General features: G+C 61.0%; 17 protein-coding genes. 7 read left to right on the top strand and 10 right to left on the bottom strand.

Translation table 11 applies throughout. The annotated features are described in order from the left end of the window. The first annotated feature begins 17 nt into the window (after positions 1-17). The 5 genes from gyrA to ACHHRT_RS08175 all read left to right on the top strand — a co-directional run bounded on the left by gyrA (position 18) and on the right by ACHHRT_RS08175 (position 7,293). On the top strand, positions 18-2,528 hold the full coding sequence (gene gyrA, locus ACHHRT_RS08155; RefSeq protein ID WP_395499273.1) for a DNA gyrase subunit A: 2,511 nt from the start codon (positions 18-20) through the stop codon (positions 2,526-2,528). Next, the gene (locus ACHHRT_RS08160; RefSeq protein WP_395499274.1) at positions 2,521-3,552 is read left to right on the top strand and encodes an NAD(P)H-dependent glycerol-3-phosphate dehydrogenase; all 1,032 of its coding nucleotides are present in this window, start codon (positions 2,521-2,523) and stop codon (positions 3,550-3,552) included. Before gyrA ends, ACHHRT_RS08160 begins: the two co-directional genes overlap by 8 nt. Then, the gene (selD, locus tag ACHHRT_RS08165; protein WP_395499275.1) at positions 3,553-4,599 is read left to right on the top strand and encodes a selenide, water dikinase SelD; all 1,047 of its coding nucleotides are present in this window, start codon (positions 3,553-3,555) and stop codon (positions 4,597-4,599) included. A gap of 239 nt (positions 4,600-4,838) precedes the next feature. Continuing rightward, a complete protein-coding gene (locus tag ACHHRT_RS08170; protein WP_395499276.1) occupies positions 4,839-6,272 on the top strand; it encodes a DUF3373 domain-containing protein in 1,434 nt (477 codons plus the stop codon). 172 nt (positions 6,273-6,444) lie between these two features. After that, positions 6,445-7,293, top strand: a complete 849-nt coding sequence (locus ACHHRT_RS08175) for a GGDEF domain-containing protein (RefSeq protein ID WP_395499277.1) — start codon at positions 6,445-6,447, stop codon at positions 7,291-7,293. On the opposite strand, the gene ACHHRT_RS08180 is transcribed toward ACHHRT_RS08175, so the two are convergent. Further along, a complete protein-coding gene (locus ACHHRT_RS08180; protein WP_395499278.1) occupies positions 7,290-7,595 on the bottom strand; it encodes an ArsR/SmtB family transcription factor in 306 nt (101 codons plus the stop codon). The genes ACHHRT_RS08175 and ACHHRT_RS08180 overlap by 4 nt on opposite strands. Positions 7,596-7,775: 180 nt before the next feature. Between ACHHRT_RS08180 and ACHHRT_RS08185 the strand changes: the two genes are divergently transcribed. Next, a complete protein-coding gene (locus ACHHRT_RS08185; RefSeq protein ID WP_395499279.1) occupies positions 7,776-8,576 on the top strand; it encodes an undecaprenyl-diphosphate phosphatase in 801 nt (266 codons plus the stop codon). Position 8,577: 1 nt separating this feature from the next. Here the strand turns inward: ACHHRT_RS08185 and ACHHRT_RS08190 are convergent, their stop codons facing one another. The 9 genes from ACHHRT_RS08190 to ACHHRT_RS08230 all read right to left on the bottom strand — a co-directional run bounded on the left by ACHHRT_RS08190 (position 8,578) and on the right by ACHHRT_RS08230 (position 21,925). Continuing rightward, positions 8,578-9,234, bottom strand: coding sequence for a response regulator (locus tag ACHHRT_RS08190; RefSeq protein WP_395499280.1), 657 nt, complete (start codon positions 9,232-9,234; stop codon positions 8,578-8,580). Then, the gene (locus ACHHRT_RS08195) at positions 9,231-10,670 is read right to left on the bottom strand and encodes a sensor histidine kinase (RefSeq protein ID WP_395499281.1); all 1,440 of its coding nucleotides are present in this window, start codon (positions 10,668-10,670) and stop codon (positions 9,231-9,233) included. Before ACHHRT_RS08195 ends, ACHHRT_RS08190 begins: the two co-directional genes overlap by 4 nt. Before the next feature lie 14 nt (positions 10,671-10,684). Next, positions 10,685-11,491: a TSUP family transporter gene (locus ACHHRT_RS08200; protein WP_395499282.1), complete on the bottom strand. Its 807-nt coding sequence runs from the start codon at positions 11,489-11,491 to the stop codon at positions 10,685-10,687. Between the two features lie 107 nt (positions 11,492-11,598). After that, positions 11,599-13,062: a multiheme c-type cytochrome gene (locus tag ACHHRT_RS08205; RefSeq protein WP_395499283.1), complete on the bottom strand. Its 1,464-nt coding sequence runs from the start codon at positions 13,060-13,062 to the stop codon at positions 11,599-11,601. Positions 13,063-13,242: 180 nt separating this feature from the next. Beyond that, complete coding sequence (locus ACHHRT_RS08210) at positions 13,243-17,487, bottom strand: PEP/pyruvate-binding domain-containing protein (RefSeq protein ID WP_395499284.1); 4,245 nt, start codon at positions 17,485-17,487, stop codon at positions 13,243-13,245. A gap of 54 nt (positions 17,488-17,541) precedes the next feature. Then, positions 17,542-18,546, bottom strand: coding sequence for a type I glyceraldehyde-3-phosphate dehydrogenase (gene gap / locus ACHHRT_RS08215; protein WP_395499285.1), 1,005 nt, complete (start codon positions 18,544-18,546; stop codon positions 17,542-17,544). An 81-nt stretch (positions 18,547-18,627) separates the two neighbouring features. After that, positions 18,628-20,277 (bottom strand): glycogen synthase, encoded by a 1,650-nt coding sequence (locus ACHHRT_RS08220; protein WP_395499286.1) that lies wholly within the window; start codon positions 20,275-20,277, stop codon positions 18,628-18,630. Positions 20,278-20,287: 10 nt separating this feature from the next. Then, on the bottom strand, positions 20,288-21,349 hold the full coding sequence (aroC, locus tag ACHHRT_RS08225) for a chorismate synthase (RefSeq protein ID WP_395499287.1): 1,062 nt from the start codon (positions 21,347-21,349) through the stop codon (positions 20,288-20,290). A gap of 18 nt (positions 21,350-21,367) precedes the next feature. Beyond that, a complete protein-coding gene (locus ACHHRT_RS08230; protein WP_395499288.1) occupies positions 21,368-21,925 on the bottom strand; it encodes a shikimate kinase in 558 nt (185 codons plus the stop codon). Positions 21,926-22,089: 164 nt separating this feature from the next. On the opposite strand from ACHHRT_RS08230, the gene ACHHRT_RS08235 reads away from it, so the two are divergent. Continuing rightward, positions 22,090-22,716 (top strand): peroxiredoxin, encoded by a 627-nt coding sequence (locus ACHHRT_RS08235; RefSeq protein ID WP_395499289.1) that lies wholly within the window; start codon positions 22,090-22,092, stop codon positions 22,714-22,716. Positions 22,717-22,846 lie beyond the last annotated feature (130 nt).

Genomic DNA, 22,846 nt, shown 5'->3' on the forward strand with positions numbered 1-22,846 from the left:
CGGAAAATTGAACAGATATGACTGAAGAGACCAACAACTCTCCCACCGCCCCGGTTGAGCAGCCCTCCATCTCCATCGAAAAGGAGTTGCGCAAATCCTACCTCGACTACGCGATGAGCGTTATTGTCGGTCGGGCCCTGCCCGATGTTCGTGATGGCCTGAAACCGGTGCATCGCCGGGTTCTTTTTGCCATGCGGGAGCTGAACAACTATCACAACCGCCCCTTTCTCAAGTCGGCCAGGATCGTCGGTGACGTGATCGGTAAGTATCATCCCCATGGCGACTCGGCGGTTTACGACACCCTGGTGCGGATGGCCCAGAGTTTCTCCATGCGCTATCCCCTGGTGGACGGCCAGGGTAACTTCGGTTCGGTGGACGGCGACCCGCCGGCGGCCATGCGTTATACCGAGGCGCGGATGACCAGGATCGATCAGGAGATGATAACCGACCTGGAAAAAGAGACGGTGGACTTCATCCCCACCTACGACAATTCGATGAACGAACCCCAGGTCTTCCCGGCCCGGATTCCCAACCTGCTGGTCAACGGTTCTTCGGGAATCGCGGTGGGGATGGCCACCAATATCCCCCCCCACAACCTGCGGGAGGTGATCGACGGCCTGATCGCCCTGATCGAGGATCCCAATATCACGGTCAGCGGCCTGATGGAGATCATCACCGGGCCCGATTTTCCCACCGGCGCCTTTATCTGCGGCCGGGCCGGGATTCGCGAGGCTTATGAGACCGGGCGCGGCTCCCTGCTGATCCGCTCCCGCACCCATATCGAAAAACAGAAGAGCGGTCGGGAATCGATCATCATCACCGAAATTCCCTTCCAGCAGAACAAGGCCTCCCTGATCGAGAAGATCGCCCTGCTGGTCAAGGAGAAGAGGATCGAATCCATCTCCGAGGTCCGGGATGAGTCCGACCGTCAGGGGATGCGGATCGTTTTGGAGCTGAAAAAGGACGAGTTCGCCGACGTGGTGCTCAATCAGCTCTACAAGATGACCCCCCTCCAGAAAAGTTTCGGGGTGATTCTGCTCTCCATCGTCAATATGCGGCCGGAGATCCTGAATCTGCGTCAGATCCTGGAGCACTTCCTGCTCCACCGCAAGACCGTGGTTTACCGGCGCACCGCCCACGACCTGCGCAAGGCCGAGGAGAAGGCCCATATCCTGGAGGGGCTCAAAATCGCCATCACCAACCTGGACGAGGTGGTGGAACTGATCAAGGCCTCGGCCAACCCCCAGGAGGCCCGGGAGGGGCTGATGAGCCGTTTCGGACTCAGCGCCATTCAGGCCCAGGCCATCCTCGAAATGAGGCTCCATCGCCTGACCGGCCTGGAACGGGAAAAGATCATCGAGGAGTATGAGGCCCTGATGCGGGAGATCACCTGGCTGCGCCAGGTCCTGGCCGACGAGTCCCTGGTGATGAAGATCATCCGCGAGGAGTTTGAGGCGATTAGGGAGACCTATGGTGATGAACGGCGGACCGAGATCATCGAAGCCCCCGACGAGATCCTGCCCGAGGATATGATCGCCCGGGAGGAGATGGTGGTCACCGTCACCCACGCCGGCTATATCAAGCGTAATCCGGTGGATCTCTACCGCTCCCAGCGGCGGGGCGGCAAGGGGATTCGCGGGGCCGGCACCACCGAAGAGGACTTCATCAGCTGGATGCAGGTGGCTTCCACCCACGATACCCTGCTCTTCTTCACCAACAAGGGCCGGGTCTTCTGGCGCAAGGTTTATGAGCTGCCCCAGGCCGGCCGCACCGCCCGGGGCAAGGCGGTGGTCAACCTTCTGGATCTGGGGCCCGAGGAAAAGGTGGCCGCCATTCTGCCGGTGGCCTCCTTCGAGGTGGCCGAGGGCGAGGCCTGCAATATCCTGATGGTCACCAAGAAGGGGGTGGTCAAGAAGACCGCTTTAAGCGAATTCAGCCGCCCCATCCGCCGGGGCAAGATCGCCCTGACCATCCGGGAGGATGACGAAATCCTGGCCGCGGCCCTGACCAACGGCCACAATGAGGTGTTGCTCCTCTCCCGGCGGGGGATGGCGGTGCGCTTCAACGAGGATGATGTGCGGACAATGGGCCGCACCGCCAGCGGCGTGCGGGGGATCAATCTGGCCCCCGAAGATGAGCTGGTGGGGGTCCAGGTTCTTTCCCACGATCCCGAATCAACCATTCTGGTGGTGTGCGAAAACGGTTACGGCAAGCGCTCCCGGGTGGATGAATTCAGGCTGATCCGTCGGGGCGGCAAGGGGGTGATGGCGATCAAGGCCAGCGCCCGCAACGGCCAGGTGGTGGGAATGTTGCAGGTCTGCGACGACGATCAGATCATGATGATCACCAATCGGGGCCAGATCATCCGGATGCCCATGACCGATCTGCGGGTGATCGGCCGCACCACCCAGGGAGTGAGGCTGTTTAACCTGGACAAGGAGGAAAAGGTGGTGGCTCTGGATCGTCTGGCGGAATCGGTGGCCGATGATGATGAGGGCGAACTCGAGCTCGAGAGCGGAGATGAGTGAAAAGGGTGATCCCGGCCGGGTGGCGGTGATCGGGGCCGGCAGCTGGGGCACCGCCCTGGCCGGAGTCCTGGCCCGCAAGGGTTACCGGGTTCCCCTGTGGAGCCACACCCCGGCCCGGGTGGAAGAGATGAGCCGGGAGCGGGAAAACCGGGCCTATCTGCCCGGTTTTCCTCTGCTGGAAAATATCGAACCCGGCAGCGATCCGGCCCTGGTCAGGGGCTGCGAGGCGGTGGTGATGGCGGTGCCCTCCCACGGTTTCCGGGCGGTCTTTAAGCGGATTGTTCCCCATCTTGAGCCCGGCAGTGCCATTATCTCCGCCGCCAAGGGGATCGAAAACGATTCCCTGCTGACCATGACCGGGGTGATGGCCGAGGAGCTGGCCCTGGCCCAGCGACCGGAACTTAAATGCCGCCTGGGGGTGCTGGCCGGGCCCAGTTTTGCCCGGGAGGTGGCCGAAGGGCTGCCCACCGCCGTTACCGTGGCCGCCGCCGACCAGGAGATCGCCCGTTATTTCCAACAACTCTTCTTCACCCAGCGCTTCCGGGTTTATGCCGGCACCGACCTGATCGGGCAGGAGCTGGGGGGAGCCCTGAAAAACATTATCGCCATCGCCGCCGGAATCAGCGACGGGCTGGGTTATGGCACCAACTCCCGGGCCGCCCTGATCACCCGGGGGCTGGCCGAGATCACCCGGCTGGGGGTCAAGATGGGGGCCCAGCCCCTCACCTTCTCCGGCCTGGCCGGCCTGGGCGATCTGGTGCTGACCTGCACCGGCGATCTCAGCCGCAACCGCACGGTGGGGCTGAAATTGGGGCGGGGGATGAAAATCGGCGAAATTTTAGCGGAGATGCGGATGGTGGCCGAGGGGGTCAAGACCACCAGTTCGGCCCGGGCCCTGGCCCGGCGAATGGGGGTGGAGATGCCGATTCTGGAAGAGGTTTATTTGGTGCTTTATGAAGATAAATCCTGCCGGGAGGCGGTCCGCGACCTGCTCGCCCGGGAGGGCAAAGAGGAGTTGGGTTAAGTGAAGAAGCTGGAAAAGCTGACCGGCACCGTCAAAGCCGCTGGTTGAGCGGCTAAGTTGGGTCCGGGGGACCTGGACCAAATCCTGGCAGGGATGAACTTGCCCCACGATCCCCGGTTGCTGGCCGGAATCGGGGGCGGCGAGGACGCCGGGGTTTATCGACTCAACGACGAAACCGCCCTGATCCAGACGGTGGATTTTTTCACCCCCATTGTTGACGATCCCTACCTCTTCGGTCGGATAGCCGCGGCCAACGCCCTGAGCGATGTCTATGCCATGGGCGGCACTCCCCTTCTGGCCATGAACCTGGTGGCCTTTCCCATTCGCAAGATGGATTGCGCGGTGCTGAAGGAGATCCTGCGGGGGGGGCTGGATACCCTTAACGAAGCCGGCGCCCTGCTGGTGGGCGGCCACTCCATCGAGGATGAGGAGATCAAGTATGGTCTTTCCCTCACCGGCACCGTCCATCCCAGCCGGGTTTTGTTCAACTCCGGGGCCAAACCCGGCGATCAGTTGCTGCTGACCAAACCGGTGGGGATCGGTATCCTGGCCACCGCCATCAAGGGGGGCCTGGCCGGGGCCGATCTCGAAAAGATGATCGGCCAGGTGATGGCCCTGCTCAACCGGGAGGCCGCCCAGGTCATGGTTACCTCCGGGGCCCACGCCTGCACCGATATCACCGGTTTCGGCCTGCTGGGCCACCTGTATGAAATGGCCGCCGCCTCGGGGGTGGCGATCAACGTGAACGCCAAGGCGGTTCCGATTCTTCCCCAAACCCTCAATTTTGCCGGCATGGGGATCATCCCCGAGGGGGCTTACAACAACCGCGACTACTACCGCCAGTATGTCCGCTCCACCCTGGGGGAAACCGATCCCCTGGAGATGGCCCTTTACGATCCCCAAACCTCCGGCGGCCTGCTGATCGCCGCCCCCCCCGCCACCATTGACCGGATCTCCTCCCGCCTGGCTAAACGCCACTATCCCCTGGACTTCGGGATCATCGGGGAAGTGCTTCCCGGCCCCTCCGGAATTGTCCACCTCTCTTAAATTTTCTTTTTCAATCCGCCGTAACTTAGTGGTAGTCTGTTTTCGGTAACCTGGTAACGGTTAGGGTCCTGTTTTTTTATGTTGACATATCGTTATATTTAGACATATAAACAAAAGATCATTGCTTTTGATGGGGATTGGGTCTGGCAACAGGGGTTGCCCGGCCCTGATGGGGTGGTCCCCGTGTGGGGAGTTGCCACCAGGTGATAAATCTTTGGCAAGTGAGAGGAGAAGAGAAGATGAAGAAAACGTTCAGTATGTTGGCCCTGACCGGTCTTTTGGCCTTACCGGTGGTGGGAGAGGCGGCTACTCTGGAGAACGAGATCGCCGAGTTGAAGCGGCAGCTGGCCGAGCAGCAGGCCCAGCTTGACGCCCTTGACCAGACGGTCTGGCACGACATTGGCACCCGCTTCCACTGGTCGGGTGATTTCCGCAGCCGCTACGATTACTACAGCCGGGATCGCTACACCGCCGCCAATCCCAACGCCACGGTGACCGAAAAGAACGACAGCCTGATGACCAACCGTTTACGCCTCAATATGTACGCCAAGGTTCAGGACAATGTCGAGTTTGTCGGCCGCCTGGCCATGTTCAAGGCCTGGGGGATGCAGAATGCCCCGGATGATGAAGGTGGTTTCTTCGGCGGTTATCCGGGAATCGACGGCAACTCCGGCCGGCGGGCGTCCGACAACACGCTGCTGGTGGATCGGGCCATCGTCAACTGGAACAATATCGCCGACACCAACTTCTGGTTTTCCATCGGCCGTCGCCCCACCACCGACGGACCCCCCAGCCAGTTGCGTCAGAACGAAGATCGCCGGATGGCCACCCCGGTTTCCTACATGGACTGGCCTTTTGACGGGCTGACCATCGGCTATGCCTACGACAAGCTGTTCAGTTTTGTCGATCTGCCCGGCCGGATCCGTTTCTGCTACGGCCGCGGCTTTGAGTCCGGTTTGGGCAGCACCACCATCAAAGATACCGACTTCATGGGGATCAGCTGGGATATTCACAATCAGGGCAATCGTTTTGTCTACCTGCAGTCCTATATTGCCATGGATGTCTTCAACTACCCCGATATAGCCGATCCTTTGACGGAAGCGGCCATTTTCGCCATGATGGGCCCTCGCGACAATGTCGGTGATATCTACCACACCTCCGCCCTCTATATGGACAAGGTGCAGAGCGTGAACTACTTCATCGCCGGTGGCTGGAGTCGGACCGACCCCAACCAGAACGGGATGTTCAGTGATATGGCCGTCGGTCCCAACACCAGTTCGGAAAACGGTTACTCCATTTACGTGGGCACCCGTTACGATCTGCCGCAAGCCCCCGTCAAGCTGGGCCTGGAATACAACTACGGCAGCGAATACTGGATCGGGATGAGCCCGGGGCATGATGATATCTATGCCTCCAAGCTGGCCACCCGGGGTCACGTTTACGAGATCTACGGGATCTATGATATCCCCGGTCGCCAGGTTTCCCCCTTGGGCAACGCCTTTATCCGGGTGGGTTACCAGCACTACCGCTATGACTACACCGGTTCGCTGGATTGGAATATGCGGCCTTACGACCTGGGCAGCGCGGCCGAGCGTCAGCAGGCGGCCGCGATGGGTGTCTTAATGGCGGATAAGGCCGACCAGGTTTATGTAACCTTCGAAGCCAAGTTCTAATTTTCGCTGGGAAGTAACTAAACTTCGGCCCCGGCCCGCCCCCCTAAACCGGCGGCGGGTCGGGACCGGAATTGTGCATAAAAAGATTGACTCTTACCGGGTGGGATGGAATAGAAAAAAATACTCAGCATATATTTATGAAATTTGACCGAGGCGGACCAACCCAGCCATCATGGACTACCTCCTCATCGCGCTGGTTGTCAGTGGAGCCTTGCTGCAGCTGGCCTCCCTTATTCTGGTCAGAAAGCTGATCCGGGAACTTCCCCGGCCCTACCTCCGCACGGGCTGGAAAATTCTTAGCGTCTTCATCCTCTTCTTCTTTGCCAGCTACCTGGGTTATCTCTTTTTTCTCCAGGCCAAAACCGATGCGCTTTGCACCATTGATCTGCTGGTGCCCTTTATCCTCTTTTTCGGCGCGGTTTTTGTGCTGGTGGTCAATCTCCTCTCCCTGAAAACCACCCTGGATCTCAAGCGGATCTGTGTGTTGGAGCAGGAAAATATCACCGATCCCCTGCTGGGAATTTTCAACCGCCGCTATATGGAACGGCGGCTGCGGGAAGAGATCCTCCTTTCCCACCGTGATGAATTACCCCTGACGATCATGTTGATCGATATCGATAACTTCAAGGTGGTTAATGACACTTATGGCCACCTGGCCGGGGATCGGGTTCTGGTAAGCCTGGCCGGCCTGATCAAGGGGCAGTTGCGCAGAACCGATCTGGTGGCCCGTTACGGCGGTGAGGAGATTCTGGTTATTCTGCCCCATACCCCCGAGGCCGCCGCCTTGAAGCTGGCCGAAAAGTTGCGCCGGACCATTGCCGAAAGCGTGATGGTGCCGGCCTCCTCCTCCGAGGAGGGGGAGTGGCCGGCGATCAAAATTACCGTAAGTATCGGGATTGGTGGGTTGAGCCGGGAAGTTGAGTCGGCCAATGAACTGTTCGCTCTGGCCGATCAGGCCCTCTACCGGGCCAAGGGCAGCGGCCGTAACTGCTGCCTGGGGGGAGAGATCGCGGGATCTTAGTTGAGCAGCTCCAGATTGGCAACCCCCTGGGCTGGCGCCAGCACGAAACGCTTTTCAATGCAGTGCATGATGTCGGCCAGGGCCGGTTCGGCGATTTTGTAAAAAACCTTGCGCCCCTGGCGCTCGTTTTGCAGGTAACCCCGATCCTTAAGGATGCGCAGGTGCTCCGACACCGCGTTGCTGGGCAGTTCGCAGGCCCGGGCCAGCTCCCCCACCGATTCGTCATGCTCCAGCAGGATCTGGATGATCCGCAGGCGGTGTGGATGGGCCAGGGTGCGCAGACACTCCGCCGCCTTCTCCATTATTTCCAATGAAAGTAATTGGCCGTTGTCGCTCACTGTTTCCCCCGCCTTAAAATCCGAAAAGTTACAATATCCAACAAATATTACTACCACAAGACAAGGGTAACAGGCAAGACAACGTTGGCGGTCGCCCCCTGTTTTTGGTTGAATCTTTATTGCCACCCCATTATAGGATGGGGCATGGATTTACTGCAGATCGCAATTCTGGCCGTGGTTCAGGGCCTAACCGAGTTTCTACCCATCTCCTCCTCGGCCCATCTGATCCTGGTGCCGGTTCTCACCGGTTGGGTGGATCAGGGTTTGAGCTTCGACATCGCCGTCCATCTGGGCAGCCTGTTCGCGGTGGTGACCTATTTTCGCCGTGATCTGGCGGTGATGGGCCGGGATTGGGGCCGGTCGCTGGCCTGCCGGCAAACCGTGGGCGACAGCCGCTTGGCCTGGGGGGTATTGCTGGGCACCATCCCGGTGGGGTTGGCCGGGTTGCTGTTTAAGGTCGCGGTGGGGGAGGAGTGGCGCTCGCCGGTGGTGATCGCCTTCAGTCTGATCGGCTTCGGCCTGCTTTTGGCCTGGTCGGACTGGAAGCATGGCAACGGCCGGGACGAACACACCCTGAGCTGGAAAGATATCGCCATCATCGGCTGCGCCCAGGCCCTGGCCCTGATCCCCGGGACTTCCCGTTCGGGCATCACCATCACCGCCGCCCTTTTCCTCGGCCTGAGCCGGGAGGCGGCCAGCCGTTTCTCCTTTCTGCTCTCGATTCCGGTGATTGTCCTGGCCATGGGGCTGGAGGTTGTCTCCCTGCTCCGGGGCGACGAGGCGGTGGAGTGGTTGAGTCTGGGGTTGGGGGTGGTACTCTCCGGGATCAGCGCCTACCTCTGTATCCACTACTTCCTGGCCTTTATTCGGCGGATGGGGATGCAGCCCTTCGTGATCTACCGGCTTCTGCTGGGGGCGGTGCTGCTCTATTTTTTCGGCTGGTGAGTTAAAGGCTGCGGGAGATCATGGTCAGGCAAGCGGCCGCCCGGGCTCCCGAGACGGTCAAGGAGTAGATTTTTTCCGGATCTTGCTTAAGAAAGCCGGTTTCCTTGAGCACTTTCAGGTGAAAATTTACCTTGGTGTGATCGCTTACCTTGAGAGCCCGCACCAGATCCATAAAGCGGCAGGGGCCACTTTCCTGAAGGACCAGGATAATTTGGCGGCGGATCTGATTGGCCAACCCCTGGAAGATGCCGTCGATATTCACCTCCCGGCAAGCGTCGGTGAAGCCGGCCTGGGCCAGGTTTTTTCGCACCGTGGTAAGCAGCGCTTCAATTTTGAAGGGTTTGGTCAGATAGTCATTGGCTCCCTCCTGCATGGCCTGGACCGCGTTCTGGATTGAGGAGAAGGCGGTGATCACCACGATCCTGGTTTTGGGGGCGACTTTTTTGATCAGATGGATCGCGGTCATGCCATCGGTTCCCGGCATGATCATATCCAGCAGCACCAGGTCGAAGGGGGTCTGGGCCAGCCTGGTCAGCGCCTGATCGGCGGTTTCCGCGCGCTCAACGACAAACCCCTCCCCCACCATGATTTCAGTGATGGTTTCGCGCAGTTCTCGATCATCATCAACGATCAGGATGGTTTGCCCGGCCTGGTTCACAGCGGTTCTAGTCCCCCTTGGCGCCGTTGTTTGGGAAAGGTCAGGGTAACGGCGGTTCCCTTGCCGTCCGGCCGGGGAGCTATCTCCATGGTGCCGCCATGCTGGGAGATAATCCCGTAGCAGATGGTCAGACCCAGCCCGGTCCCCTTGCCCACCTCCTTGGTGGTGAAAAAGGGCTCCATGATCAGGTTTTGCTGGTCGGGTTCGATCCCCTCCCCCCGGTCGAGGATGGTGATGGTTAGCCGCTCCCCCTGTTCCTGGAGGTTTATCGTGATCTCACCGCCGTCGGGCATGGCATCCAGGGCATTCAGCAGCAGATTGCGGAACAGCTGCTCCAGCTTAAGGGCCACCCCCTCAATTTGCAAGTCATTGGGTAGATTGTTGTCCAGTCGGCAGTTTTGTTGGCGCGGAGAAAGGCCCTGCCAGACCAGGTCGACTACGGTTTTCAGGTTAACGGCCTCCACCGGGGTTGATTCCTGACGCCGGTCGGCAAAAAAGAGCAATTCGCCGGCGATCTGGGCGGTTTTTTCCACGTTACGCTCGATGGTCCGGAGGCGGGCCAGGCTTTTTTCCGGCAGGGCGGTAACGGCCTGGTCTTGGCGAAGCAGTTCCATTTGGAGGGAGGCGTTGGCCAGGGGGTTGTTGAGTTCGTGGGCGATCCCCGCGGCCAGGCGACCGATGGAACCAAGTTTTTCCCCATGGGCGGTCCGTTGCAGCTTTTCGCTGATCATGGCGTCACGCTGGGCCAGAAAGATATTAAGGGCGTACATGATGAAGTGAAGAATAACCAGGGCGGTCAGTCCCCGCCAGAGCTGAATCGGCAGCAACAACAGGGTGGCGGTGGAGGGAAAGAGGCCGGTGAAGATGCCGTAGGCCAGCATGGCCAGGCCGGCTCCGGTGAAGTTGCCGGCCCCCTTACTGCTCAGGTCGCGCAGACGGCGAGCGTAGAGGATAAAACCGCTGCCGGCCAGCAGGGTGGCGGGCAGGGCGAACAGTTTGCGAATGCTGTAATCAATTACATTGAGGTACTCCTGATTCTGCAGGACCAGGTGACTTTGCAGTAACAGGAAAAATAACCCCATGGCCGCCAGCAGCAGTCCGATCAGGTAGGGACGGCTGCCGGTGTTGAGTTTGTGGTGGATGTTGATCCCGAAGGCGAAGAGGAAGAGGAAAGAGAGCAACAGGAGCAGCAGGCTGAAGAGGCGAACTTGCAGTTGGGCGGAGTTAATGGTCAGTTCGAGGAAAAGAAACAGCTCCAGCCATTCATGCAGGGAGTGACTGAAGGCAAAGAGGGCCAGCAGCCGGAACAGTCCGGCCAGCTGTAAATTTGCCAGGGTTTTCAGCCGGGAAACAATGGCCACTCCGATGGCAAAAAAAGCCGCGCCGTAAAAGAGATAAACAAAAAAGAGGAAAAAAGGGGTCGCGGTGGCCGCCATGTTTTCTCCCTGGCCTAAACCAGTCCGGCCCCCAGGGCGATGGCGATGGCCAGCAGCAGCACCCCGGTCAGGGTTTTGATGGCCCCCATGGTTACCTTGTCGAGCAAGCGTTTACCCAGGATCACTCCGCTGAAGGCGGCGATGATCCCGGTCAGCACCAGGGGCCACTGTTCGGCCCCCAGGGGCGAGAGGGTGCCAGCCAGCCAGAACATGATCCCATAGGTGGCCAGGCGGGCCAGGTCGACCATGAAGGCGATTACCGCGTTGGTGCCGACAAAGGCCTCGGTGGAGACCCCGGTCTTGACCAGAAAGGCGGAGCGCAGGGCGCCCTGGTGGCCGGAGAGACCGCCGAAAAAACCGGAAAGCAGGCCGCCCAGGGGCAGGTAACGGCGGTCAAATTTTAACTGACGCAGGCGGGGCAGCAGTTCGAAAAGGGCAAAAACGAAGATCAGACAACCCATCAGCAGCTTGATGGGGGTGATGGTGGCGGTGTGGGGCCCCAGGGTATAACTGGTGATGGTTCCCAGGCCGGCCACCAGGCCCAGGGCGGCGGCTCCCACCAGGGCGGCAAGGAGGGCGGGCACTCCGAAGTTGATGATCAGGCCGCGATCGGCGTAGCGGCCGACCAGGGCGATCTTGAAGAGATTGTTGGCCATATGGACCACGGCGGTGGCGGCCACCGCCATCTCCACCGGAAAAAAGAGGGCGAAGATCGGCAGCAGCAGGGTGCCGAGGCCGAAACCGGAGTACATGGTCAATCCCGCCGCCCCCAGAGAAGCCAGGGCCACAACCAAATATGGGAGCAAGACGGTGGTCAGCATGGTGGTTGATCTACCAGAAAAGGTGGTGAAAAAGAAGGGGGTTTCGTCGTCGGCAACGAACCCCCCCCCGATCCCTGAAGAGATTTTAAGGGAAAATCAAGTCCTGGTTATTGCCAGGGGGCGGCGCCGATGGCTACCTTCTGCCCCTGGGCTTCCAGGGCCCCTTTCTCCCAAGGCCAGATCGCCAGCCAGTCGGCCTCATTTTTGGGGTTTCCCCCCTGCTTCAGGGCCCAATGATACTGTTCCGGCGCCAGGCCGAAGGAGCGGCCCTGGGCGTCAAGGTTGAAGATATGCTGCTTGTTGGGCACCCGGCCCCCTTCGTTATCCCAGTTGCCGTAGCCATAGCGGGGCCAGCCGGTCCGCCCGTCCATCACCTTCAGGACCGCCGTCGTCTGGGCGCCGTGGCACTGAATACAGGCCTCTTCCTTGGGGGTGTAGGTCCAGGGGTATTCCGGGTTGTTGCCCACCTGATGCGCGTTGTGGCAATCGAAACAGGCCATGTTGGCATGGACGCTGTGGGAGCCTTTAATGGTGGCGCTCAACATGATATCCATGTCCTGCTGATGATCCCGGCGGCCTTTGCCGTCGATGGAGGTTTGCCGATTGCCCTTGCCCCAGGCCGGGCGGGTATACTGCATCACATCCTCGTAGCTGTGCTCCCCGAGAATGAAGCCGCGGTTGTCGTTGGAGCCCTTACCGTGCATGGTGTTGGTCTGGGCCCGGGTATGGCAGCGGTTGCAGGTCACCATCCGCTGGGCCGGGTCGGTCAACTTGGCCGGATTGATGATGTTATCTTGGGAGGGTTTTTTGGCGTGGGCCGCCCCGCCGCCGTGGCAGGCCTCGCAGGAGATGGAGACGCTGGCGACAAAGGTGTCACGCAGGTGTTCCCGCTTGCCGGCCACGTACTCCTCCTTGGCTTTATAGAAGGCGTCGGCATCGAAACCGGTGCCGTGGCAGGCGATACACTGCTCCTGCCAGGAGCGCCAGGTGCCGTAATTGCTTTTGTTGATGTCGCCGTCCTTGGGCCGAACTTCGATGAAGAGAAACTTGTAGCCGGCCCGCTCTTTGTTGCCCGGGTAATCGACAACTTTTGTTCTATCCAGGGTCCAGGAGATCCCCCGGTCCTGGGTGGTGGCCAGCCAGGCCTTGCGGGCCCCCCCGTCATAGTAGACGGCATAACGCTGCTTGCGCTGGCTGCCGACCACCAGATCCACCTCGTTCAAGGCCACCTTGTCGATGGCCACATAGTTGGTGTTGGCGTCCTTGCGGTCCAGAATCATGTAGGTATCCAGCTTGTCCCAGTCCCGCTTGACCCAGGGATAAACCTTCTCCTTGCCCCAGGGGTAGCGCTGGTCACCCTGGCTCAGATAGACCTCGGGATGGGCGGGACCCCATTCGGTTTTCATGGTGTGCCAGCTGCTGGACCACTGGCCATGGATGTCGGAGTGACACATCTTGCAGGTTTCCGGCCCGGTGAAACCGGGGGTCTGCCAAGTCATGAACTCCTTGGCCGAAGCGGTCCCGGCAAAACCCGCCACCATCATTGCCGCGATCAGAAAAGTTTTTCGCATGATTTCCTCCTCACCTCTGGGTTGATTTGTCCGGGTCGTAAAAAGCCGGAAGCTTATGGTTGTTGAGAGTAAGCCTGAAAGTCGAGATAAACCAGATAATTTCTTTCAACAGAAAGCGGTCGAGTTGTGAACTGTTCTTCACAGATTTCGACCCGGTCGCGGGGAGGAGGAAGGGAGTAACTAGAGGGGGAGGATCTGCATCTCTTTTTTGGTGGGGTGGGAGCCGCGTAGAACCAGGCCCTTGCGGCCATCCAGGCTGATGAAATCGCCGAAGTTGATCTCGGTGCCGTTGATTTCGCAACGCTCCTCGTTTTCATAAACCTTGAGGCTGGAGCAGCCCACCACGCAGGTTTTTTCCAGCCGGGTGGCCACCACCGCCGCGTGGGAGGTCTGGCCGCCCCGGGCGGTGAGCAGGCCGTCGGCCACCGCGATCTCCTTGATATCTTCCGGCACCGTGTCCTGGCGGACCAGAATGAGGGTGGCCTCGGGGTCTTCCCGGCGCATCCGCTGGATGTTGTCGCCGTTGAATACCGCCCGGCCGGATAGGGCGCTGCCGCTGACCCCGACCCCGTGGGCCAGCAGCGCCGCATCGGCGCCGGCGTGGTCGGCAAAGATAAAGAAACTCTCCTTCTTTTTGATGGTGATCATGTCCCGGGTCTGCAGCAGGTAGAGATCTTCGGCCTCGGGACCCTCGAAGGTGAACTCGAGCTCCTGGGCGTTCCAGCGCTTTTCATAGACCAGGTTGCGGCAGATTGCCAAAAGCCGCTCATAGACCTTGGGAAAGCGGCGCTCCAGGGTGTTTTCCGGGGACCGGCCGTCCAGTTCGGCCTGTTCCACCGAGATCGGTTCGGTGGTGACCAGGCCGCTGACGATATCCTCCCCCTGGTCCCCCACCGCGTAATCGCCCCAGAGGGCCACCCGGCTCACCTTGCGGTAGGGATGGGCGGTGAACACCACCCCGCTGCCCGACCGGGCCCCGATATTGCCGAAAACCATGGTCTGCACGATCACCGCCGTGCCCCAGTCGTCGGAGATATCCATGATGGCTCGATAGTCCTGACTTTTGGGGGTATCCCAGGAAGCCATCACCATCTCCACCGCTCCGGTCAACTGCAGCCAGGGATCGTCGGGGATGCCGATCCCGCGGCCCCGGATGGTTTTTTGATATTCCAGAGCCAGCTCCCGGATCTGCTCGGGGGAGAAATCACGTTTATACTTCACCCCATAACGGGCCTTGGCCGCGTCCATCAGCTCCTGGAAACACTCCCGCTCCGCCCCCCGGCCCATGGCCCAGGACTGGAGAAAGCGGCGGAAGTTGTCCCAGGCCAGGAACTCCTTGCCCGCCTGTTCGGCGAACTCGGTGACGATATCCTCGTTGAGCCCCACGTTATGGATGGTGGACATCATTCCCGGCATGGAGATCGCCGCCCCGCTGCGTACCGAGAGGAGCAGGGGGGCGGCCGGATCTCCGAAGCGGCGGCCGGTCTGCTCCTCCACCCGGTTGAGGGCCAGGCGCAGCCGGGCCATGAAATCGTCCCGGCATTTGTTGAATTCCCGGATCACCGGCCAGCAACGGAAAACCTCGGTGGTGATGGTAAACCCCGGCGGCACCGGCTTGCCCTGGATGGCCAGCAGGGTGAGGTTGTAGCCTTTGTTGCCCAGCAAAATCAGGTTGGCGTTGCGGCTGTGGCGGGGATTGAGCGGGGTGACCGCCCGCTCGGGGTTGTAGGTCATCAGCAGGTCGAGATTACCCTCGTCCAGCACCTCTTTCTGGGCTTCCAGGGTCTGGTAGATCCGGGTGATGAAGTTGTCCAGATGCTGGAGACCGAAGGTGCCGGCGATCAGGTCGCGCATAAAGCTTTCCGAAAGCCGGTTGATATTGCCGCCGGGATCATCCTCCTGCCAGAGGTAACGGTATTTGGGCAGCAGGTTGGGTTGGCCGATCTGGGGGATGATGATGCTCAGGTTGTTCTCGTGGAGGTTGGTGTAATAGGTGTAGATCACATCCTTGACCCCCTCGGAGAGGCCGCGGAAGATATCGAGGAACTGGGTATAGGAAAAACGTTTGATCCCCAGGGAGTTACTGAGCAGCGACATATGGGAGGAGAGTTTGCGGCTGCTGATTCCGTCGATCTTCAGGGCCCGCAGATAGAGGCGCAGGCATTTGATGATCCTAATGAAGGTGGCCTTGGTGATGATGGTCAGGTTGACCGTGTCCGGCAGTTTTTCCAGGTAGGTGTTGGCCAGGTTCTCCAGGCGGAAGGTGAGGCTCAGGGCATCGAATTTGCGCTCCTGGTAGCGGCCGTAAATCGAGGGGATATCCACCGCGATATGGCGTTTGTGGTAGATGCTCTCCTGGGCCGGAAAGCGCTCCGGGCTCAGGATGATCTCCCTGAGCTGCTCCAGGTGATCGAGCATGGCGCTGAGGCACTCGAAGGTGTCGCAGATCTCCAGATCGGCCAGCAACTGCTCCATCTCGGGAAAGCCGCCGGCCGCCGCCTGTTTCAGGTGCTGGCGCAACTCCTCGGTGCCCAGGTTGTATTTCTGGTGGCAGAGCCGGTACATCCGAACCAGCAGATCGAAGCGGCGCCGCTCTCCGGGGGGAATATCCTCCTGTTGCGCCAGGTAGTGGCGACGCTGGGTGAAGTCCCAGTTGAGCAGGTCGGTGACCTGGCGGATATGGTTCAGGCCCCAGATCCGGGTGGTCAGACGATGCAGATCATCGACAAACTCCCCCTCCGGGCTGATCTGCGCCAAAACCTCCTCGGGCAGGTAGGGAGCCAGCCCCCGCCGGTCGCGGTCCCGCCAGAAGAGGATGATCGCCTCGATAAAATCGACGATCAGGTTGCTCGATTCCACATGGCTCTGTTTGCGGAGGAAATGGATCAGTTTGTCGCGGCGCTGGTGAATCTCATCCAGTTCGGTGGAGACCTCGCGCAACTGACCCTCGGCCCCGATGTCGTTGAAGAAAACCGGCACCAGCTTGGCGAACTGGGTGACCAGGTTATAGACCGGCTCGATGGGCTGGTTGAGCAGCTCGGTGATATCGCGCTGAAAAAGGTCGGTGTCCTTGAGGCAGGTGCCGGAGAGTTTGAGGTTGATAATCAGGGCCGAAAAGAGGGTGGAACACCATTTGGGCTCCTGGCCCACCAGGTTGAGCCAGACCCGGATGTTGGCCAGGTGGGCGGGGTTGGCCAAGGGCTGCCAATCCTCGCCGATACCGGTGACATTGGCGTACTGGAAGCCGAAGCGCACCGTCTCCCAGAGGAAGGTTTCCACCAGCCGGGAGTTGCCCCGGCGGAACACCTCGGAGCCGATCACCTGGATGCACTGCAGGGAGGTGTGGGGATAGCGCCGGACATTGCTCTTGAGCAGGGCCAGGGTGGTCAGCAGGAAGCGTTCGATCTCTTCAAAGGATTGGCGGCGGATCAGCTGCACCAGGCTGCGGTTGATCTCCCGCAGGGTCTCTTCATGGATCAGGGCCAGGCCGCCGGTGTCCATGATCCGGAAGAGGAAAAGCATCTTGCGGTTTTCCGAGAAGCGATCCGCCGATTCCTCTCCGGCCAGCCGGTCGGGGATATCCTTGTAGAGCCGGACAATGTCCAGGTGATCCGGCAACTCCAGCAGGCGGTTTATGGCGTTTGCCTGGCGCTCGGGATCGATCTCTTCCGCCACCCGCAGATGTTGGGCCAGGCGGGCGTGGGAGATCTCCTGAAAGAGGGGTCCGGCCTGCCAGCCCCGGCAGAGGGCTTCACACTCGGAGGTGAACCAGGGTTGGGGATCTTCCTCGCCCAGCCAGTAGTGGTAGTTGAGCAGCAAAATCTGCCGCAGCAGCCGGGCCATGGCGGGCAGGTCGCAGAGTCCCTCCTGATCGTCGGCAGCCGGGGTTTGACATTTGGCGGCCAGGCGGGCGGCGATTTTTTTAAGGGAGTGCTGGCCCTGAACCAGCAACATCAGCAGCGGCGGTTCCAGGGCGGCCAGCTGGTTGCAGCAGTGGCCCAGGGTATGTCGATAGGCCGCCAGCTCCTCGGGCTTGAGGACCAGGACCAGCTTTTCCAGCAGGGCCAGCAGGGCTTCGGCGGCCTGGGCGGCCAAAAGTTCATTTTTGCCGGTTTCCCGCAGGGCCAGCAAGGGGATTTCGCATAACAGGCGGCAGGCCTCGGGGCCCTGGGGATGACGGCGGTAGTGGTCCAGATGCTTGAGGGCAAAGGAGCGGTAACGGGGCAGGATCAGGCGCCAGTTGCGGAAGGGGTGGCAGATGTCGTAGAGCAGCTCCTCCAGGGTGTCGTGGATCCCTTTGTAGTCAGCCACCACCTCCAGCAGCAGCTTCCAGGTCGGGTCCAGCTCGACGCAGGCCACCGCGGTTTCCCGCAGATTGGCCCGCAGGGCATCGGAGTCGATGGCCGGCTTGCAGACTTTATCCACCACGTTTTTCCTTATCCGTAATTGGTTTCCTCTGGCAAGGAGCGGAATGGCACCTTACAGGGTTTTATGCTGTTCCATATGGAGGATCAGGTCCAGCACCCGGTTGGAGTAGCCCCATTCGTTGTCGTACCAGCTCAGGATCTTCACCGTCGAGCCGATCACCTTGGTGGAGAGGGCGTCCACCACCGAGGAGTGGGGGTTGCCCTGGTAGTCGATGGAAACCAGCGGTTCTTCCGAGTAGCCGAGATAGCGCCCCGCCGCCGCCGCCAGGGCCTGGTTGACCTCCGGCACCGTGGTTTCCCGCTCCAGCTCCATCACCACATCCACCAGGGAGACGTTGGGGGTGGGCACCCGTACCGCCAGGCCGTCGAACTTGCCTTTCAGTTCCGGCAGCACCAGGGCGACGGCGGCGGCGGCCCCGGTTTTGGTGGGGATCATGGAGAGGGCGGCGGCCCGGGCCCGGCGCAGGTCGCTGTGGGGAAAATCGAGGAGCGACTGGTCGTTGGTGTAGGCATGGACCGTGGTCATCAACCCGCTTTTGATCCCGAAGCGCTCCATGATCACCTTGGCCACCGGGGCCAGGCAGTTGGTGGTACAGGAGGCGTTGGAGACGACATGGTCGCTGGTGGGATCGTACTCCTCTTCGTTGACCCCCATGACGATGGTTTTGACCGCCCCCTTGGCCGGGGCCGAGATCACCACCTTTTTGGCTCCGGCATCGAGGTGGGCCTGGGCCTTCTCGGCGGAGGTGAACAATCCGGTTGACTCGATCACATAGTCCACCCCCAGCTCTCCCCAGGGGATCTCGGCGGGATCACGCTGGCTGAAGACCTTCACCGCCCGGCCATCCACCGTGATCTCCCCCTCGCCGGCCTTGACCTCCCGGCCGTAAATTCCCATCACCGAATCATATTTCAGCAGATGGGCCAGGGTGGGGGGCGGGGTGAGGTCGTTGACCGCCACAATTTCGATCTGGTCAAACAGGGGATCGGTGTCCACCGCCCGGAAGATGCTGCGGCCGATCCGGCCGAATCCGTTGATTCCGACACGTACGCTCATGGTAAACCTCCTTACTGATCTTGTTTTAGGTCAGTATTTGCTTGTTGTCTGGTAATCGTCGCCGTGGAAGCCGGCCCCCGGTCAGGGCTGCCGGTAGAGTTCCAGGTATTGCCGCATCACCTTTTGCCAGGTGTAGTGCTCCTGGATATGCTGGACCGCTGCCTGACGCATGTCAAGCATCTTTTCCGGCTCCTGGCGGAAAAGGGCCAGGGCCCGCTGCATGGCCCCCATCAGGGCGGCAGACTTATGTTCGCGGTAAGCCAGGCCGGTGACTCCGTCCACCACCTTGACCAGCCCGCCCACCTGGTGAACCACCGGCAGGTTGCCGAAGAGCTGGGCGATGTAGTCGGTGAGCCCGCAGGGTTCATACTGGGAGGGGATCAGGAAAAAATCTCCCGCCGCGTAGAGCAGGTTGGCGACCTGGGAATCATAGCCTTGCATGAAACAGAGCCGCCCCCGGTTGCTTTCGGCCTCGGCCAGGCGGATCAGGGCCTGCTCGCTGCCCTTGTCGCCGGAGCCCAGGATCAGCATCTGAAAGCCGTGATCCAGGGGCAAGAGGGTTTCCAGGGCCCCGAGCAGCTTGTCCATCCCCTTTTGGGCGGTGAGGCGACCGACAAAGGTGAAGAGCGGGGGGTGATCGGCGGCGCTTTGCCCTTCCGGTGGAGTCAGGGATCCATGCAGCCGCAGGTGGGGCCAGCGGGCTTCGGCCAGGGCGGCCAGCAGCTCCCGGCGGCAAAGCTCCTTGCCGGCAAAATCCCGCCGGCCCGGGGAAAAGGCGGCGGGTAGCCCAACTTTTGTCGGCTCCTGGGGGTTGAAGTCCTCGGGGTTGATCCCGTTGGTGATCCCCGTGAGGTTTACCCCCCGGCCCAACAGGCGGTGGCCCAGCCAGCCGGTGAGGGCGTCGGCCTCGGTTTCCCGCAGCTCCCGGGCGTAGTTTTCACTCACCGTGTTGAGCGGGGCGTAGCCGGCCGCGGCCAGCAGGGGATCGAATTTGCCCTCCAGAAGGTTGTCGCGGATCACCCGGGGGGGCAGGCCGGTGATCGCCTCGGCAAAGGGCAGATCCCCCACCTCCTGATGGTAGCCGATGCCGGCGTTGTGGACGGTGACCACCGCGCGGGTCTGGCTGAAATAGTGCTGAAAGCCCTCGATCTCCCGGATCATGGCCGGCAGCAGGGCGGTGTGGCCGTCGTGGCAGTGGATCACCTCCGGCCGGGCCTGGAGGTGGATCATCAGGGCCAGGGCCGCCTTCTGCAGCAGGACGTTCATCGCGAAATAATCGAAATGACCGCTGCCCCGGTGGTGATGGGGGTTGAGGGCCTCCTCGGCCGCGGTGTAGGTGTAAACTCCCAGCTTCTCCTGATAGCGTTGGGCGTCCAGCAGATAGAGGGAAAGGCCGCCGCCCCGGGGGGAGGGGGTCGCGGTCGGCCGCCACTCCCGCTTTCTGCTCCGGGGGGCAGGCGGGGCCAGGTGGCGGGCATAAATCCGCACCAGTTCCCGCCGCTCCACCCCGGTATAGTTCATTCCCACCTCGAAATGGAGATTGGCGGGGACGAATCCGGCGGCCTCGGGCTCGATAAAGCCGTAGAGGGGCAGCACCACGCTGACCCGCCGCCCCGACTCCGCCAGGGCTTCGGCCAGTTGACGCACCACATCCTTGACCCCGCCGGCCCCGGCCAGGCCGTCATACTCCCGGCTCAGCATCCAGATGTTGTTGATCGTTTGGCTTGGCATCATTCTTTTATCAGTTCAGGCGCACCGTGGCCTGACGCAGGAGATGGTCGGCCAGCACCAGGGTCACCATGGCCTCGCAAACCGGGATGATCCTGGGAATTGCCGAAATATCGTGGCGGCCGCCGATTTTAATGGTTACCGGTTCATTGCGGAGATTGATGGTCCGCTGCTCCTGGGCGATGGAGGGAATCGGCTTGACCGCCACCCGGGCGATGATCTCGTCGCCGTTGGAGATCCCGGCCAGAATGCCGCCGGAGTTGTTGCCGCCAAAGCCGCCGGGTTCGATGGGGTCGTTGTTTTGCGAACCGGTGAGGGCGGCGGCGGCGAAGCCGGCCCCGATCTCCACCCCCTTGACCGCGCCGATGGACATCAGGGCTCCGGCCAGTTCGGCGTCCAGCTTGTCGAATACCGGCTCACCCAGACCGGCCGGGCACCCCTGCACCGCGATCTCGACGATCCCCCCCAGGGTGTCGCCCTGGCGGCGGACTTCGTCGATGCGGGCGATCATCCGGGCGGCGGCCTCATTATCGGGACAGAAGAGAGGGTTTTCTCCGATCTCCGCCAGGTTGCGTCGGCCAATGGTAATTCCGCCCAGCATCACGGTGTAGGCGCAAACCTTGATCCCCCGCCGGGCCAGGAGCTTGCCGGCCACCGCTCCGGCGGCCACCCGGGCCGCGGTTTCCCGGGCCGAAGCCCGGCCGCCCCCCCGATGATCGCGGAGGCCGTATTTCTGCTGGTAGGTGATATCGCCATGGCCGGGGCGGTAGATATCCCGGAGATGGTCGTAGGACTTGCTGTGGGCGTCCTGGTTGAAGATCACCAGGCTGATGGGGGTGCCGGTGGTGCGGCCCTCGAAGATCCCCGAGAGGATCTCCACCCGGTCCGGCTCCTTGCGCGGGGTGGCGGCCGGGCCCCCCTGACCGGGCCGCCGCCGGTCCAGGCTGACCTGGATATCCGCCGCCGCCAGCTCCAGGCCGGGCGGGCAGCCGTCGATCACCACCCCCAGGCCGCTGCCGTGGGACTCTCCCCAGGTGGTGACCTGAAAGACTTTGCCGAAGGTGTTGCCTGCCATTGTACTGTCCTATTGATGTTACGAGCCCCGGGGGCCCCATTTTTCGCTGATCAACCCGGCGATGGTCGCCGGTTCCAGAGTGGTGGTGTCGATCTCCAGATCGGCGGTTTGGCGGTAGAGTTCCTGCCGCTGGGCCAGTACCTCATTAATCTCGGCCAGCAAGCCTTGATCGGTAAGGGCCGGTCGCTGCCGGGAGCTGACCGGATCGGCGCTGAGCCGGGCGGCGATGGTGGCGGGATCGGCCCGCAACCAGACCGTCAGGCTCTCTTGCTTCAAGGTCGGCCACACCTCCCGGTGCAGTACGGCTCCGCCCCCGGTGGCCACCACCAGTCGTCGGCGCGGGACCAGCTCCTGGAGCAGTTCCCGCTCCCGGGCGCGAAAATAATCCCAGCCTCGGGCGGCCACCAGCTCCCGAATCTCGCTGCCGGTTCGCTTGACGATCTCGGCGTCCAGGTCCAGGAACTCCCAGCCCAGTTTTTGGGCCAGCAAAACCCCCACCGAGGTTTTGCCGCAGGCCCGATAACCGATCAAAATAATTTTCTGGCGGTCGCTGGGGGCCGCGGTTTCCCTTTTCATCCCCTGCTTCTACCATATGGCCCTTTAAAATAAAAAAGTTATCGCCCGCGAGCGAGGACAAAAAAAGCTTGCAAAATATTTTGAAGATGATAACTTTTATCAAAAATGAAGCCGGAGCTACCCGGGATTAATTAAATTAAAGATGAATAAAGGAGTTAAAGACGATGGAACACCATTACGATGATTGCTGTTGCGGTCCGCTCCAGGTCGGCCAGGAAGTTCCCGATTTTGAGCTGGAGATCTATGATCCGGTCCAGCACGATTTCGGCAAGATCTCTTTGACCGAGCTGAAAAAGCGTAACAAATGGACCATCCTGGTCTTCTATCCGGCCGACTTTACCTTTGTTTGCTCCACCGAGCTGGCCGACCTGGCCGAGGAGTATGACAATCTCACCGCCGCCGGGGCCGAAGTGATCACGGTCAGCACCGACACCGTTTATACCCATCTGGCCTGGAAGCGGGAGGAAAAGTTTCTGGAAAAGGCTAAATATCCCATGGGGGCCGACCGCAACGGCGAGGTGTCCCGGCTGTTCGGAGTGTACAACGAAGAGAGCGGGCTCGACCTGCGGGGTACCTTCATTATCAGCCCCGCCGGGGTGCTGGTGGCCTCGGAGGTCAATTTTTACAACGTCGGTCGCAACGCCAAGGAGCTGCTGCGCAAGCTCCAGGCCAGCGTGTACGTGGCCGCCCACCCCGATGAAGCCTGTCCGGCCCGCTGGGAACAGGGCGCCGGCACCCTCACCCCCGGCCCCAAGCTGGTGGGCAAGGTTTACGATGCCTTGAAGGGCTGATCGGCAGAGTTAAAATATTTTTTTGATCCCCTCCGATTTTAATCGGAACCTTTCAGGAGAGCCGCTGTCTCCTGATTACAAACATACCCTCCTGGGCCCTTCTTGCCTTCCCTCCCCCTCCCTCTTTTTT

The sequence above is a fragment of the Desulfurivibrio modestus genome (genome assembly GCF_044068625.1).
Lineage (GTDB): Bacteria > Desulfobacterota > Desulfobulbia > Desulfobulbales > Desulfurivibrionaceae > Desulfurivibrio.

Coding starts and splice junctions, on each gene's coding strand:
- gap (WP_395499285.1), bottom strand. CDS start 18,546: ATGAGCGTACGTGTCGGAATCAACGGATTCGGCCGGATCGGCCGCAGC.
- ACHHRT_RS08200 (WP_395499282.1), bottom strand. CDS start 11,491: ATGCTGACCACCGTCTTGCTCCCATATTTGGTTGTGGCCCTGGCTTCT.
- ACHHRT_RS08235 (WP_395499289.1), top strand. CDS start 22,090: ATGGAACACCATTACGATGATTGCTGTTGCGGTCCGCTCCAGGTCGGC.
- ACHHRT_RS08195 (WP_395499281.1), bottom strand. CDS start 10,670: ATGGCGGCCACCGCGACCCCTTTTTTCCTCTTTTTTGTTTATCTCTTT.
- ACHHRT_RS08170 (WP_395499276.1), top strand. CDS start 4,839: ATGAAGAAAACGTTCAGTATGTTGGCCCTGACCGGTCTTTTGGCCTTA.
- ACHHRT_RS08220 (WP_395499286.1), bottom strand. CDS start 20,277: ATGCCAAGCCAAACGATCAACAACATCTGGATGCTGAGCCGGGAGTAT.
- ACHHRT_RS08180 (WP_395499278.1), bottom strand. CDS start 7,595: ATGGAGAAGGCGGCGGAGTGTCTGCGCACCCTGGCCCATCCACACCGC.
- ACHHRT_RS08185 (WP_395499279.1), top strand. CDS start 7,776: ATGGATTTACTGCAGATCGCAATTCTGGCCGTGGTTCAGGGCCTAACC.
- ACHHRT_RS08160 (WP_395499274.1), top strand. CDS start 2,521: ATGAGTGAAAAGGGTGATCCCGGCCGGGTGGCGGTGATCGGGGCCGGC.
- ACHHRT_RS08175 (WP_395499277.1), top strand. CDS start 6,445: ATGGACTACCTCCTCATCGCGCTGGTTGTCAGTGGAGCCTTGCTGCAG.
- ACHHRT_RS08205 (WP_395499283.1), bottom strand. CDS start 13,062: ATGCGAAAAACTTTTCTGATCGCGGCAATGATGGTGGCGGGTTTTGCC.
- ACHHRT_RS08230 (WP_395499288.1), bottom strand. CDS start 21,925: ATGAAAAGGGAAACCGCGGCCCCCAGCGACCGCCAGAAAATTATTTTG.
- gyrA (WP_395499273.1), top strand. CDS start 18: ATGACTGAAGAGACCAACAACTCTCCCACCGCCCCGGTTGAGCAGCCC.
- aroC (WP_395499287.1), bottom strand. CDS start 21,349: ATGGCAGGCAACACCTTCGGCAAAGTCTTTCAGGTCACCACCTGGGGA.